Annotated in this window: 12 protein-coding genes; 7 read left to right on the forward strand and 5 right to left on the reverse strand. The window is 73.0% G+C overall.

What is annotated here, in order from left to right; genetic code table 11:
• Window positions 1-1,367 (reverse strand): BTAD domain-containing putative transcriptional regulator (locus ACFQW6_RS12425; RefSeq protein WP_378545340.1); only part of this gene is annotated, 1,367 nt, incomplete at its 3' end.
• A gap of 262 nt (window positions 1,368-1,629) precedes the next feature.
• Here ACFQW6_RS12425 and ACFQW6_RS12430 point away from each other — a divergent pair.
• The 5 genes from ACFQW6_RS12430 to ACFQW6_RS12450 all read left to right on the forward strand — a co-directional run bounded on the left by ACFQW6_RS12430 (window position 1,630) and on the right by ACFQW6_RS12450 (window position 5,866).
• On the forward strand, window positions 1,630-1,824 hold the full coding sequence (locus ACFQW6_RS12430; protein ID WP_378545343.1) for a hypothetical protein: 195 nt from the start codon (window positions 1,630-1,632) through the stop codon (window positions 1,822-1,824).
• An 89-nt stretch (window positions 1,825-1,913) separates the two neighbouring features.
• Window positions 1,914-2,129, forward strand: a complete 216-nt coding sequence (locus tag ACFQW6_RS12435) for a hypothetical protein (protein ID WP_378545347.1) — start codon at window positions 1,914-1,916, stop codon at window positions 2,127-2,129.
• Between the two features lie 90 nt (window positions 2,130-2,219).
• Window positions 2,220-4,499 (forward strand): MinD/ParA family protein, encoded by a 2,280-nt coding sequence (locus ACFQW6_RS12440; protein WP_378545350.1) that lies wholly within the window; start codon window positions 2,220-2,222, stop codon window positions 4,497-4,499.
• Window positions 4,496-5,191, forward strand: coding sequence for a hypothetical protein (locus ACFQW6_RS12445; protein ID WP_378545352.1), 696 nt, complete (start codon window positions 4,496-4,498; stop codon window positions 5,189-5,191). The genes ACFQW6_RS12440 and ACFQW6_RS12445 overlap by 4 nt, the downstream gene beginning before the upstream one ends.
• Before the next feature lie 195 nt (window positions 5,192-5,386).
• The gene (locus ACFQW6_RS12450; protein WP_378545355.1) at window positions 5,387-5,866 is read left to right on the forward strand and encodes a DUF4282 domain-containing protein; all 480 of its coding nucleotides are present in this window, start codon (window positions 5,387-5,389) and stop codon (window positions 5,864-5,866) included.
• A 125-nt stretch (window positions 5,867-5,991) separates the two neighbouring features.
• Here ACFQW6_RS12450 and ACFQW6_RS12455 read toward each other — a convergent pair whose 3' ends face one another.
• The 4 genes from ACFQW6_RS12455 to ACFQW6_RS12470 all read right to left on the reverse strand — a co-directional run bounded on the left by ACFQW6_RS12455 (window position 5,992) and on the right by ACFQW6_RS12470 (window position 11,936).
• Window positions 5,992-7,548 (reverse strand): hypothetical protein, encoded by a 1,557-nt coding sequence (locus tag ACFQW6_RS12455; RefSeq protein ID WP_378545357.1) that lies wholly within the window; start codon window positions 7,546-7,548, stop codon window positions 5,992-5,994.
• Window positions 7,532-8,230: an ABC transporter ATP-binding protein gene (locus tag ACFQW6_RS12460; RefSeq protein ID WP_378545360.1), complete on the reverse strand. Its 699-nt coding sequence runs from the start codon at window positions 8,228-8,230 to the stop codon at window positions 7,532-7,534. Before ACFQW6_RS12460 ends, ACFQW6_RS12455 begins: the two co-directional genes overlap by 17 nt.
• A 91-nt stretch (window positions 8,231-8,321) precedes the next feature.
• Window positions 8,322-10,544, reverse strand: coding sequence for a 3-hydroxyacyl-CoA dehydrogenase NAD-binding domain-containing protein (locus ACFQW6_RS12465; RefSeq protein WP_378545363.1), 2,223 nt, complete (start codon window positions 10,542-10,544; stop codon window positions 8,322-8,324).
• A 180-nt stretch (window positions 10,545-10,724) separates the two neighbouring features.
• Complete coding sequence (locus tag ACFQW6_RS12470) at window positions 10,725-11,936, reverse strand: acetyl-CoA C-acetyltransferase (RefSeq protein ID WP_378545366.1); 1,212 nt, start codon at window positions 11,934-11,936, stop codon at window positions 10,725-10,727.
• Between the two features lie 106 nt (window positions 11,937-12,042).
• Here ACFQW6_RS12470 and ACFQW6_RS12475 point away from each other — a divergent pair, with 106 nt between their 5' ends.
• Both ACFQW6_RS12475 and ACFQW6_RS12480 read left to right on the forward strand, forming a co-directional pair.
• Window positions 12,043-12,642, forward strand: a complete 600-nt coding sequence (locus tag ACFQW6_RS12475) for a helix-turn-helix domain-containing protein (protein ID WP_378545369.1) — start codon at window positions 12,043-12,045, stop codon at window positions 12,640-12,642.
• Entirely contained in the window at window positions 12,639-13,970 is a 1,332-nt protein-coding gene (locus ACFQW6_RS12480; protein WP_378545371.1) for a cation:proton antiporter, read from the forward strand. The genes ACFQW6_RS12475 and ACFQW6_RS12480 overlap by 4 nt, the downstream gene beginning before the upstream one ends.
• Window positions 13,971-14,004: the final 34 nt, after the last annotated feature.

A 14,004-nucleotide genomic window follows, 5' to 3' on the forward strand; every position in this document is an offset into this window, starting at 1 on the left:
CTCGGCTCACCTGCCGCGGCGAGCGCGGGAGCCTCGACGTCGGCGACGCGGACCTGGCCGGCGACGGGCGCGGCCGTGGGCGAGGTCGCGGACCACTCGTAGGTGCCGCCGTCGAGCCCGGCGAGGACGAGCCGGTTGCCGTCGCGGCTGCGGACGACGACGCTGCGTACGACGCTGTTGCCGGACGGTCCGGCGACCTCGAACCGGACCCGGGCCGGGCGCTGGGTGGCGCGGACGACGAAGGCCGCCGCTCCGTCGACGGCGGCGACCGGACGCACCAGGACCTCGCGGGCGGCCGGAGCCCGGCCGTCCCCGCCCGACTCGGCGGGCGATCCGGTCGGCTGGTCAGCGGTACCACCCGCAGGAGCCGGGGCGGGCTGCTTGCGGTCAGGGCCAAGGTTGGCGATCGACAGCGACGCTGCCAGGACGAGTGCCGCCCCCACCGCGACCCGGGAGGCGGTCGCCCGCCAGGACGATCCGGCCGGCCCCGTGGGGGACAGGGAGATCGGTGGGGGCGGTGGTCCGGGGGGTGGGGCGCGCCGCGGGGCGGGCACGGCCACGGGAGGAGCGGGCCGCGCCACTGATCCCGGGACCGCGACCGGGACGGCGACGGGGGCGGGGACGCGGACGGTGGTCGGGACCCGCGCAGCGACCGTGACAGCGACCGGCGCGGCCTCGACGAGCCTCACCAGCGCGGGCGACGGCACCACCCCGAGCTCGGTGTGGACGACCTCGCGGTAGCGCTCGAGCTCGCGCACGGCTCCGGCCCGGTCGTCACGTCCGAGGAGCGCGCGGATGACCAGCGCGCTCGCCGACTCCCGCAGCGGCTCGCGGCGGGCCACGGCTCGCGCGGCGTCCTCCGCGAGCCCGGTGTCGCCCTGCTCGAGCGCCCGAACGGCGAGGCGCTCGAGTGCGTCGACCCGCTGGCGCCTGAGGTCGTCGCGGTGCTCCTCGACCCACGCGTCGTACCAGCCGGGGAGCAGCTCCTCCCCCTCCAGCGTGACGAGCAGCGACCGCTCGGCCACCGGCTCGGTCACGGCCGCCCGGAGGGCGTCGACGTCGACCACCACGTCGGCGGCGAGCCCGATGCTGGTGCGGTCGGCGGCGAGCAGCCCGTCGCAGCGCTGGTGGGTCTGTGCCACCGCCCGTCGGAGGCTGGCCAGCGCACGTGCGTCGGTGCTGTCCGGCCACAGCGTGCCGGCGACCTGCGCGCGGGCTCGCGTGCCGCTGAGCGCGAGCAGCGCGCACAGGCGCTGCTCGCGGCCGCCGAGCGCGACGATGTCGCCGTCCACGACGAGCTGCCACTCGCCGAGGAGGCTCAGGCCACGGCTAGTGGCGACTCTGGTGGCGCGACTGGTCTCCCGCATGGTCGATCACCGAGACATCCCTCCCCAGCACCGCGCCTCGCGTCTGAGGCGCGGTCATCCCGTGCGGGCAGCCTGACGCGCTTCCACCCCTACGGGCGAGCGGCCGACGCGGATCTCCCCACGATTGGGGTCGACGTCTGGACCGGTCACGGTCCAGGACCCGGCTGGTCCTCGGTGGTACGGCGCGGTCACGCAGGAGTCACGCGAGGTCGTGTCCGATGTCCCCGCCAGACCAACCGCACCCAGAGGGGAGGTGAACATCATGCGGGAACTGTCATTCGCCGAGCTCGACACCGAGCGCACGGAGCTTCTTCCGACCCGGGAGACGCTGACCTTCGGCAACACCAACTTCGCCAACCTCGTGGCGAACAACTCGTCCATGGCTCTCAACGCCGCGACCTTCTACTCCTCCGCGAACAGCGGAGCGTGGCAGGCGATCACGGTCTACCAGGGCTGACGACCGCGCGTGGCCTCCCTGCGGAGGGGGAGGCCACGCGAGGGTCATGGTCCTCCGTTCCCGACCAGCACGAGAGGAGGTGAACCGGCATGGTCCGACCCGAGCTCGCCATGGCCGACCTCGATGCCGAGACGGCCACGCCGCTGCCCCGACGGGAGACGTTGAGCTGCCAGTTCGCGTGCGTGAACGTCACCAACGTCGTGGGCGTCAACCTCGCCCTCGCCGTCAACGCGGCCACGATCGGTTCCCAGGCCAATGCACTGGCGTTGCAGTACCTCGCCTCGGTGCAGATGCACATGCCGTGAGACCCGGCGGCGGGTGCGTTGGCTCTGGCGCACCCGCCGCTGTCACCCGATCCACATCCGGAGCACAGAGCAGACAGAGCACCCAGAGCGATGAACCTGACGACCGCAGACCACCGGACGACCACGCCACCACCCGCCACCGGGCAGCGGTGGCGGCAGGCGCGCGGCCTGGAGTTCCTGGGCCCCGTCCAGGGATCCGGCCTCAAGGACCCGACCTTCCTGGTGCGGCGGGTGGACGACCAGGTGGTGCAGCTGTCCGAGCTGCTCCACCTGGTGGTGCGCGCCGTCGAGCCACCCCGCCCGGCCGAGCAGGTGGCCGACGACGTGAGCGCGGCGTACGGCCGGACGTTGAGCGTCGACGGCCTGGCCCACCTGGTCACCACCCGGCTCGAGCCGCTCGGGCTGGTGGTCCCCGACGAGTCGCCCGAACCGACGCGTTCGGTGCGGGCACGGCCGCTCCTGGTGCTGACCGCCAAGGGCACGCTGGTGCCGGCCCGGATCGTCGACAAGCTGGCCCGCGTCCTGGTCCCGGTCTTCTGGCCGCCGCTGGTGGCGCTCGTGCTCGCCGCGCTCGTCGTCGCGGACGTCGTCCTCGTGATGCGGGGCGACTTCTGGGCCGCCATCGGGGAGCTCTTCGCCACCCCGACGATCGCCCTGCTGATCTACGGCATGCTCACGGCCGCGGCCATCGTCCACGAGCTCGGGCACGCGGCCGCCTGCCGCTACGGCGGTGCGACCCCGGGCGAGATCGGCTTCGGGCTGTACCTCGTCTTCCCCGCCTTCTACACCGACGTGACCGACTCCTACCGCCTCGGCCGGGTCGGCCGGGTGCGCACCGACCTCGGCGGGCTGCACTTCAACGCACTCACGGTGCTGGTGCTCGCGGCGGCGTACGTCGCGACCGGCAGCGGCGTGCTCCTCCTGACCGCGCTGGTCCTGCAGTTCCAGATGCTCCAGCAGCTCATCCCGGTCGTCCGCTTCGACGGCTACTACGTGCTCTCCGACCTCGCCGGCGTGCCCGACCTGTTCGCCCGCGTCGGTCCGGTGCTGCGGAGCCTGCGTCCGGGGCACCCCACCGACCCGCGGGTGACCGAGCTGCGTCCGCGCTCCCGCCGCTTCGTGACCGGCTGGGTGGTCGTCGTCGTCCCGCTGCTGATCGGCGCGTTCGCCTGGGCGATCTGGTACCTGCCGGAGTTCCTCGAACGTGGCCGCGACGGAGTCCGGTTGCAGCAGCTGGTCTTCGACCTTGCCTGGGAGCGACGCGACTGGGCGGCGATGGCGCTGGCGGTCGTGTCGATCGCCCTGCTGCTGCTGCCGATCCTGGGCGTCGTGCTGGCGCTGTGGCGGGTCGCGGTGAGCCTGGTCCTGCTGGTGCGGAGCAGGCTCGCGGCGCGCCCGCAGGAGACGTACGAGCCGAGCGTCGCGCCCGACCCGCCCCGGGTCGTCTCCGCCGCCGACTTCACCGACGAGGTGATGTACGCCGCTCCGGCGCCGGTCCCGACGCAGGGCTGGCGCGGCGCGGTCTACCGCGGCAGCGGCCACGTGCTCAACCCCGGGCCGAGCCTCCCGGAGCAGCGCCGCCGCGAGCTCGAGTGCCGGCTGCGCACGCCGATCGACGGCTCCCGCCGGGTGGTGGTGATGAGCCGCAAGGGCGGCGTCGGGAAGACCACGATCACGCTCGCCCTGGGCAGCACCTTCGCGCTGCTGCGCGGCGACCGCGTGATCGCCGTGGACGCCAACCCCGACGCGGGCAACCTCGCCCACCGGGTGGCGCCGCCGCACGACCGCACCGTGACCGACGTGCTGCGCGACCTCGACCGGATCACGACGTACGCCGCGCTGCGGCGCTACACCTCGCAAGGCCTCCAGTCACGGCTCGAGGTGCTCGCCTCCGACGACGACCCCGGCATCGGGATGGCACTGGCGCGCGACGACTACCACCGGCTGATCGGGCTGCTCGACCGCTTCTACAACCTGATCCTGCTCGACACCGGCACCGGCATCCTCGACAGCGCCAACCAGGGCCTGCTGACCGAGGCCGACCAGGTCGTGCTGGTGGTGCGGGCCGGGCTGGACGGCGGGCGGGCCGGGGCGCTGACGCTGGACTGGATGGACCAGCACGGGTTCGACGACCTCGTCGCCCGGACGGTCGTGGTGGTCAACGCGGAGAGGCGCGGGAGCGAGCCGCCCGAGCCGATGAGACGGCACTTCGAGAAGAGGTGCGCCCGCGTCGTCACCGTCCCGTGGGACGACGCCCTCGAGCCCGGCGCGCTGACCGACATGTCCGCGCTGCACCGTCGTACGCGCGACGCGCTGGTCGACATCGCGGCCGCGGTCGCGGACAACTTCGTCGTCGAGGACCAGGCATGACCGCGCGCGCCGTGCTCGCCCACGCAGTCGTGGCGACGCTGCTGCTGGCCGGCGCCGCCGAGGCGACCGCGCGGGGGCCGGTCGACGAGCGCCGCCACCTCGACCTCGTCGCCAGCGCCCAGCCGAGCGACCAGCGCCGCGACGACCGCGACGTCGTCGTCGACGAGGTCGTGGTCCGCGAGGGCGACCTGAAGGCCGATGTGATGGCGACCACCGTGACCACCTGCCATGGCTGCCGCGGGGAGAGCGCGGTGCTGCAGGTGATCTACGTGCCCGGCCCCGCCGCGGCGCGCTTCGACAACGTCGCGTCGGCCTGGACCCAGGACTGCTGGGACTGCCGGGCGACGGCGCTCGCGGTGCAGGTCATCGTGATCGGGCCGGGCACCCGGGCGCGGCCGACCAACCGCGCGCTGTCCGTCGGCGCCTCGTGCGCCACCTGCGTCACCGCGACGGCGGCGTTCCAGGTCGTCGCGCAGGTCGACGCGGTGGGGCCACTTCCCGACCCGGCCCTCGCCGAGATCACGGGGTGGTTCGAGGCGCAGGCGGCCGCCCTCCGCGACGCGGTCGTGGCCCCGCCGGCACCACGTCGCGCGGAGCGGGCGGCGACCCGCTCGCTCGGCGACCTCCGCCGGGTCGTCGTACGCGCCCTCGACGGCCGCACCCGGTCCGCCCGGGTGTCCGTCACCCGCTGACCCGCTGCCCTCCCCCGCCCTGCCCTGCCTCAACCGGCCTCACCGGGGGACCAGGGGCAGCCGCGAGCGGGCGGTGAGCCCGACGACCGCCGCGGTCAGCAGCGGCAGGCGATCACGATCGTCACCCTTCCTGGCGTTTGACCGCCGCGCTTCGGGGCAGGAAGCCACCGCACCCCACCCAGCCCAGGAGGATCCATGTCGCAACCCGACCCGCAGAACCCGTACGGCGACCAGCCCACCGTCCCCTACGGCCAGACGCCCTCCTCGCCACCCAGCGGGTCCTACGGCGGGAGCTCCTACCCCGGCGGAGGCTCCTACGGCGGCGGCTCCTACGGCGGCGGGGGTGGGCCGTACGGCGGCGGCGGGCCGCCCGTGGGGCAGCCGAGCACGAAGGGGTTCTTCGGCGCCCTGTTCGACATGAGCTTCACGACGTTCGTGACGCCCATGATCATCAAGGTCGTCTACATCATCGGCCTGATCGCGATCGGGCTCGGCACGCTGTTCTTCGCCGTCAGCGGCTTCTTCGGCGACAACCCGGGCGTCGGCATCGTCACGCTGATCGTCAGTCCCCTCGGCGGGCTGCTCTACCTGTGCTTCTTCCGCATGATGTGCGAGTTCTACGTCGCGATCACGCGGATGAGCGAGGACATCAACCGGCGGCTCCCGCAGTCCTGAGGCCGCTCATCCGCGACTTGTAGGGGAAGTCCGTCACCTGGAGGCCGTTGCAACGGCCTCCAGGAGTCGGTTTCCCCGCTCGAGCGGGGAAACCGACCAGAGACAGACCAGACCCAGGCCAGACCTCACACGGCGGCGACGGTGAGCACGACCCGTGCGCGCTCGTCCCCGTCCAGCCAGCGACGGCGGGCGCGGAGGAGGCGACGGGTCGACCAGGCGAGGAAGGGCACGGCCGCCACGGCGGGCGCCCAGGCCCACGGCAGCGCGGCGAGGGCGGTGAAGAGCATCGCGGTCAGCGTGGTGATGAGCGAGAGGCGCCCGGCGTAGCCGGCCATCGCGGCGTGCGGCGCGGGCGTCGCGCGGGGCGAGGACAGGTCGGCGGAGTACGGCGACCGGACCGACCAGGTCATCACGATCGCCAGCACCTGCACGAGGACGACCAGCCAGCACGACGCGACGGCGACGCCGGTCACGAGCGGCGGCAGGCCGTTGCGCAGCAGCGCGAGCACGACGGTCACCCCCGACACGGCCGCCATGCACTCGGCGACCACGAGGGCGCGTACGTCGAACACGTCGGCCGAGGACACCGGAAGGGTCTCGCGCCAGATCATGCCCTTGCCGTCCAGGCACCAGGCGTTGACACCGAAGAGCAGCGCTGCGCCGCTCGCGGTCAGGCCGGGGAGCAGCAGCACGGTCCCCCACTCGAGTCCGGCGACGAGCGCGACGAGACCGGGGCCGATCCCGAGGACCATCAGCCCGCGGCGCATGCCGACCGATCGCCACACCGACCCGCGGTCGAGACGGCGCAGGAGGGCGCGGTCGGCGGAGCCCCAGCGCGGCTCGGGCACGGGGCGCGCCTCGTGCACACCCGACTGCACCCGCAGCTCCTCGCGCGGCGGCAGCCCGAGCGCCCAGGACGCGGGAACGCCCCCCACGGCGACGGCAAGAACGGCGACAGCGACCAGACCGAGGGCCGCAAGGGGCCAGCGGTCGTCCTGCATGGCCTCGGCGAGCCACGTCGTCGGCAGCGCCTCGACGACCGGTCGCAGTCGCCCGGTCAGGTGCAGGGCGACGACGACGAGCGCGAGCGCGATGCCCGCGACCCGAACGGTGAGCACGCCGTGCGGGGTCCGTCGTACGCCCTCGACCGTCCAGCCGACGACCTGGCCCAGCGCGGTCGCCGCGAGCACCCACGTCACGACCACCACCTGGGCGCCCAGACGTGCGGCACCGGGCGTGACGAGCGCGACGACGGCCAGCAGTCCCCAGACCTGGATGATCCAGGCGAGGTTGAGCGGGGCGAGGGCGAGGGCACCCAGGTGCTCCGTGCGCGGGCTGAGCGGGTGGATGGAGGCCTCGCTGCGCGAGAGCAGCTCGCGGCCTCCCCCCGAGCTCGTCGACGACACGACGGACAGCAGCAGCGTTCCCGCCATGGCCGCACCGATGTTGCCGCGCAGGGCGTCGACGAGGGTGTCGAGCACGTCGCCCAACGCCCCGCCGGCATCGACGTCGGCGGGACCGACGGCGAAGAGGACCGTCAGCAGCAGCACCCCGCCGGCCCCGAGGAACGCAGCACCGCGACGGCGTACGGTCCGGGCGCGGAACGCGACGAGGTGACCGGCGTCGCGCAGCGCGTCCCCCCAGCCGCCGCTCGCGCGTGCGGGCTCAGTCGAGGAGGGCACGGTAGGCCTCGCCGGTGAGGTCGCCGGCCTGCATGGCGGCGACGCGGTTGCCGCCACGCAGCACGACCGCCTCGCCGCAGGCCTCGAGCGCGAGGTCGCGCAGGTGGGTGGAGAGCAGGACGCAGGCGCCGCGGGCGCGGGCGTCGGCGACGACCTCCAGGGTCGCCTCGACGCCGAGCGGGTCGACGCCGTCGAAGGGCTCGTCGAGCAGCAGCACGTCCGGCTCGTGGAGGGCCGCGAGCACCACACTGAGGCGGCGGCTCATGCCGTGGCTGAAGCCACCGACCACCCGGTGTGCGACGTCGCCGAGCTCGAAGCGCTCGAGGAGGTCGCGTCCGCGCTCCTCCCAGTCGTCCATCCGCCGCAGGCGCGCGCTGAGCTGCAGGTGCTCCCACGGCGTGGCCCGCGGGACCAGGCCGCCGACGTCGGGGCAGTAGCCGACGGCGCGCTTGACGCCGAGGGCGTCGGTGGCGGCGTCGTGGCCGGCGACGGTGACCACACCGGAGGTGGGCGGCACCACCGCGGCGAGCACCTTCATGGTCGTCGACTTGCCGGCGCCGTTGCGCCCGAGGAGGGCCGTGGCGCGGCCGCTGTCGGCGGTCAGGTCGACGCCGGAGACGGCCTCGACGTCGCCGAAACGGACGTGCAGGTCGCGGACGACGACGACGGGGGTCTGGCTCACCGCACGATTCTCGCCGAGTCGGCGCATCCTCGCCCCGGAAACGCGTCGAGTCGGCGCATCCTGATCAGGCTGCGCCGACTCGACCTCCGGGTCAGGCGGGGAAGGTCTCGCCCTTCGCCGCGAGGTCGCGGAGGTACGCCGTCGGCCGGAAGCGCTCGCCGTACGCCTCGGCGAGCTCGTCGGCACGGTCGAGGAAGGCCTGCAGGCCCACCGGGCCGGCACCGTGGCCGGTCTCGTCGAGCGCCTGCCAGCCGGTCATGAACTGCGCCGCTCCACCGGTGAGCGCCGGGAAGCCGATGCCCATGATCGAGCCGATGTTGGCCGCGGCGGCCGAGGTGATCACACCCTCCTCGAAGCACTTCGCCGTCTCGAGCGCCTCGATGAACAGCATCCGGTCGCGCACGTCGCGGATCGGCGGCTGCTGCTCCGCGACCGGGAAGTGCTCGGCGAGCCCGGGCCACAGCGTCGTACGACGTCCGTCGCCGTCGTAGTCGTAGAAGCCCGCGCCCTTGAGCCGCGAGGGCCGGCCGAGGCCGATCATCGTCTCGACGACCGCGGTCGACGGGTCGGCGGCGACGTCCCTGCCTGCCGCCTTCCAGGCCGCCTCGTTGGCGACGCGGATCTTCTTCATCAGCTCCATGTTCAGCTCGTCGCTGATCTGCAGCGGCCCGACCGGGAAGCCGGCCGACGTCGCGGCGCGCTCCAGCGAGACCGGGTGGACGCCCTCGGCGAGCATCGCCAGGCCCTCGTTGATCTGGGTGCCGATGACGCGCGAGGTGTAGAAGCCGCGCGAGTCGTTGACGACGATCGGCGTCTTGCGGATCTGCTGCACGACGTCGTACGCCTTCGCCAGCGCGGCGTCGGAGGTCTCCTTGCCGCGGATGATCTCGACCAGCGGCATCTTGTCGACCGGGCTGAAGAAGTGCAGCCCGATGAAGTCCGCCGGGCGGTCGACACCCGTCGCGAGCTCGGTGATCGGCAGCGTCGAGGTGTTGGAGCACAGCAGCGCGTCGTCGTCGACGTACGGCGCCACCTCGGCGAAGACCTTCGCCTTGAGGGACGGGTCCTCGAAGACGGCCTCGATGACGAGGTCGCAGCCGGCCAGGTCGGCCGCGTCACCGGTGGGCGTGATGCGGCCGAGGAGCTCGTCAGCCTTGTCCTGCGTGATCTTCCCGCGCTCGACGCCCTTGGCGTTGAGCTTGGCGGTGTAGGCCTTGCCCTTCTCGGCCGCCTCGAGCGAGACGTCCTTGAGGACGACCTGCATGCCGGCGCGGGCGCAGGAGTAGGCGATGCCGGCGCCCATCATCCCGGCGCCGAGGACCGCCACCTTCGTCGCCTGCCAGCGCTCGATGCCCTGCGGACGCAGCGAGCCGGAGTTGATCGCCTGGAGGTCGAAGAAGAAGGCCTGGATCATGTTCTTGGCCTGCTGGCTGACGACCAGGTTGGTGAAGTAGCGGCTCTCGATGCGCGACGCGGTGTCGAAGTCCACCTGTGCGCCCTCGACCGCGGCGCTCATGATGGCGCGCGGCGCGGGGTAGACGGCGCCCTTGGTCTGCTTGCGGAGCAGGGCCGGGAAGGCCGGCAGGAACTGGGCGAGTGCGGGCGTCCTCGGGGTGCCGCCGGGCATCTTGTAGCCCGCGCGGTCCCAGGGGTTCTTCGCCGCGTCCTCGTCGTCGCGGTGCTCGACGATCCACGCCTTCGCGGCAGGGACGAGCTCCTCGCGGGTCGGCACGACGGCGTCGACGAGGCCCTTGGCCAGCGCGCCCTGCGGGTCGAACTGGGTGCCCGGCATGAGGACGTCCATCAGCGCGGACTGGAGCCCGAGCATGCGTACGACGCGGGTGACGCCGCCGCCGCCGGGGAGCAGGCCGAGCGTGGCCTCGGGCAGCCCGATCTTCACCGAGCGGTCGTCGACGGCGATCCGGCGGTTGGCCGCCAGCGCGATCTCGAGGCCGCCGCCCAGCGCGGCGCCGTTGATGGCGGCCACGACGGGACGGGGGAAGGTCTCGAGGCGGCGGAGGCTGGCCTTGACGGCCTCGCCCATCGCGAAGATCTCCTCGGCGTCGTCGGGCGTCGCCGTCATCATGCTCTTCAGGTCGCCGCCGGCGAAGAAGGTCTTCTTGGCGCTGGTCAGCACGACGCCGGAGACGTCGTCCTGCTCGTCGTGCAGCCGCTGGACGGCGGCCTCCATCGATGACTGGTAGAGCTCGTTCATCGTGTTGGCGCTGGCCGTCGGGTCGTCGAGCGTCAGGGTGACGATGCCGTCGCTGTCGCGGTCGTAGCGGACGGCGGTCTGGGTGCTGGTGTCGGTCATGTTCTCTCGCTGGTCGAGTAGGGCCGAGGAACGAGGTCCGTATCGAGACCTGGCACTCGGTAGGGGTTGCTTGTCAGTGGATCGGGTCTCGATACAGCGCCATCACGGCTTCGTCCCTCAGCCGTGGGCGCCACTCGACCACCGATGACGGTGTCGGAGCTGGTTTCGGCGCTGCGCGCCTCACACCATCTCCACCACGGTCGCGATCCCCATGCCGCCGCCGACGCAGAGCGTGGCGAGGCCGCGCTTCTGGTCCCGCCGGGCGAGCTCGTCGACGAGGGTGCCGAGGATCATCGCGCCGGTGGCGCCGAGCGGGTGGCCCATGGCGATGGCGCCGCCGTTGACGTTGGTGACGTCGTGGCTGATGCCCATGTCGCGCATGAAGCGCATCGCGACGGCGGCGAAGGCCTCGTTGATCTCCCACAGGTCGATGTCCTCGACCTCGAGGCCGGCGCGGGCGAGCGCCTTGCGCGCGGCGGGGGCGGGGCCGGTGAGCATGATCGTCGGGTCGGCGCCCGAGACGGCGGTCGAGATGATCCGCGCCCGCGGCGTCAGGCCCAGCGACGTACCGACCTCCTCGGTGCCGATCGCCATCACGGCCGCGCCGTCGACGATGCCCGACGAGTTGCCGGCGTGGTGGACGTGGTCGATCGCGGGGATCCAGTGGTACTTCTCGAGCGCCACGTCGTCGAAGCCCGCGTCGCGACCGATCTGGGCGAACGACGGCTTGAGCCCGGCGAGGCCCTCGACGGACGTGTCGGGACGGACGGTCTCGTCGCGGTCGAGGACGGTCACGCCGCTGAGGTCCTTGACCGGGATGACGGCGCCGTCGAAGTAGCCGTTGGCCCACGCCTTGGCGGCGCGGTGGTGCGACTCGGCGGCGTAGGCGTCGACGTCCTCCCGGTTCCAGCCCTCGATCGTCGCGATCAGGTCGGCGCCGATGCCCTGCGGCACGAAGCCGGTCTGGAGGGCGGTGGCCGGGTCCATCGCCCAGGCGCCGCCGTCGCTGCCCATCGGCACGCGGCTCATCGACTCGACGCCGCCGGCGATGACGAGGTCCTCGAACCCCGAGCGCACGCGCTGGGCGGCCTGGTTGACCGCCTCGAGGCCCGAGGCGCAGAAGCGGTTGAGCTGCACGCCGGCGACGGTCTCGGGGTAGCCGGCCTTGAGTGCAGCGGTCTTGGCGATGTCGCCGCCCTGGTCACCGATGGGGGTCACGACGCCGAGCACGACGTCGTCGACGCGGGCCGGGTCGAGCGTGGGGTTGCGGGTCTTGAGCTCGTCGAGGAGTCCGACGACCAGGTCCACCGGCTTCACCTCGTGCAGCGAGCCGACGGCCTTGCCGCGGCCGCGAGGTGTGCGGATGTGGTCGTAGACGAATGCTTCTGCCATGTGGCTGATTGTGACACCATTACTGTCACAGTCCAACAGGTGTGGCGCGCGTCACCCACCCGACGGGGTCTCCAGCGGGAGGGGCTGCTGAGGAGAGGATGGTCCGGTGGAGACCGAGCTGCATCCCGGGCACGACGACGAGCTGCTGACCCTGGACGAGCTGACCGAGCGCACCGGCGTCAGCGCACGCAACGTGCGGTTCTACGCCTCGCGCGGCCTGGTCCCCTCCCCCGTACGACGCGGCCGCTCCGGCTACTACGGGCCCGACCACGTCGCCCGCCTCGAGCTGGTCCGCGAGCTGCAGGGCCACGGCTTCACGCTGTCGGCGATCGAGAAGTACGTCGAGCAGATCCCCGACACCGCCACGCCGTCCGACATCGCCCGCCACCTCTCCCTGCTCGCGCCCGTCACCGGCGACCGCGACGTCGACGTGCCGGGCGGCCTGTCGGGCATGGGCATCTCCCCCGATGCCGCGCAGGCGGTCGCGGAGGTCTACGCCGAGCACGGCCGCCAGGTCGCCGAGGAGCTCTCCGAGATCGTGCGCACCAAGGTGTGGCCGCAGTTCCGCGAGGCGGGCTACACCGCCGAGCAGCTGCGCGAGTTCATCCACCGCCTCAAGCCGCTGACGATCGCCGGCCTCGTCACCGCCTACGAGCAGGCGATCGACGACAGCCAGGCGGCGTACGACGGCAGGCGCGCGCGATGACAGGGGGTGCGGTCTACTTCCTGCTCGGGGGGTCGCTCCTGCTCGCCATCGTGCTGCCCCACGCCACGCGCCGGATCGCCCTCTCCCCGCCGATGGTGCTGGTGGGCGTCGGCATGGCCTTCGGCCTGTTGCCGATGGTCGACGAGATGAGCCTCGATCCGCAGGACCACCGCGACCTCGTCACGCACGTCACCGAGTTCACGGTGCTGGTCTCGCTCATGGGCGTCGGCCTGGCCATCGACCGGGTGCTCGAGGCGAGGTCGTGGACGTCCTGGCGGACCTGGTCACCGGTGTGGCGGCTGCTGCTCATCACCATGCCGCTCACGATCGCCGGCACCATGCTGCTCGGGTGGTGGGTGGCCGGCCTGGCGCCGGCCGTCGCCCTGCTCCTCGGCGCCACGCTCGCGCCGACCGACCCCGTGCTGGCCTCGGACGTCCAGGTGGGCGAGCCGCTCACCGAGGACGTCGACCGGCCCGAGGGCGAGGACCCGACCGAGGCGCCCGACGAGGACGACGACATCCGCTTCGCGCTCACCGCGGAGGCCGGGATGAACGACGGGCTCGCCTTTCCGTTCGTGCACCTCGCCCTCCTGCTGCTGGCGGGTGGGTTCGGGCTCGCCGACGCGGTCGAGTGGGTGGGCTGGTACGTCGTCGGCAAGATCGTCATCGGCGTCGCGGTCGGCGTCGTCGTCGGCTGGCTCCTCGGCCGCCAGGCCTTCCACGCGCGGGCCGACACCCTGCGCCTGGCCGAGGTCGGTGAGCCCCTGCTCGCGCTGGCCGCACTGCTGGCGTCGTACGGCGCCGCGGAGCTGTTGGGCGGCTACGGCTTCCTCGCGGTCTTCGTGTGCGCGATCCGGCTGCGCGACTCCGAGCGCAACCACTCCTACCACCGGGCGATGCACGGTCTCGTCGAGCGCCTCGAGCGGCTGATGACGCTGCTGGTGCTGCTCGTCCTGGGCATGGCGATGACGCAGGGCCTGCTCGAGCACCTGGACTGGCGCGGCGTCGCCGTCGCCCTGGCGCTCGTGCTGGTGGTGCGCCCCGTCACCGGCTACCTCGCGCTGGCGCTACGGGCCCGCGACGGTGAGAAGGACGGCGGGCTCGACCGCGGCGAGATGGTCGCGGTCGCCTTCTTCGGCGTCCGTGGCGTCGGCTCGCTCTACTACCTGGCCTACGCGACGAGCCACGAGCACGTCCCCGACGAGCCGTGGCTCTGGTCGACGGTCGCCTTCACCGTCATCGTCTCGGTGCTCCTGCACGGGATCACCGCGACCCCGGCCATGGCGCGCATCGACGCGCGCCGGGGCCGCACCCCCGCGCAGGTCTGAGGCATCGATGCGGGCGCGGCTGGCAGAGTAGGGA

The organism is Nocardioides sp. GCM10028917 (genome assembly GCF_042666175.1).
Taxonomy (GTDB): Bacteria; Actinomycetota; Actinomycetes; order Propionibacteriales; family Nocardioidaceae; genus Nocardioides.

Bases quoted from the DNA above. Each gene is read 5' to 3' on its own strand.
- ACFQW6_RS12480 (WP_378545371.1), top strand. From the start codon at position 12,639: ATGACAGGGGGTGCGGTCTACTTCCTGCTCGGGGGGTCGCTCCTGCTC.
- ACFQW6_RS12435 (WP_378545347.1), top strand. From the start codon at position 1,914: ATGGTCCGACCCGAGCTCGCCATGGCCGACCTCGATGCCGAGACGGCC.
- ACFQW6_RS12430 (WP_378545343.1), top strand. From the start codon at position 1,630: ATGCGGGAACTGTCATTCGCCGAGCTCGACACCGAGCGCACGGAGCTT.
- ACFQW6_RS12470 (WP_378545366.1), bottom strand. From the start codon at position 11,936: ATGGCAGAAGCATTCGTCTACGACCACATCCGCACACCTCGCGGCCGC.
- ACFQW6_RS12450 (WP_378545355.1), top strand. From the start codon at position 5,387: ATGTCGCAACCCGACCCGCAGAACCCGTACGGCGACCAGCCCACCGTC.
- ACFQW6_RS12445 (WP_378545352.1), top strand. From the start codon at position 4,496: ATGACCGCGCGCGCCGTGCTCGCCCACGCAGTCGTGGCGACGCTGCTG.
- ACFQW6_RS12465 (WP_378545363.1), bottom strand. From the start codon at position 10,544: ATGACCGACACCAGCACCCAGACCGCCGTCCGCTACGACCGCGACAGC.
- ACFQW6_RS12440 (WP_378545350.1), top strand. From the start codon at position 2,220: ATGAACCTGACGACCGCAGACCACCGGACGACCACGCCACCACCCGCC.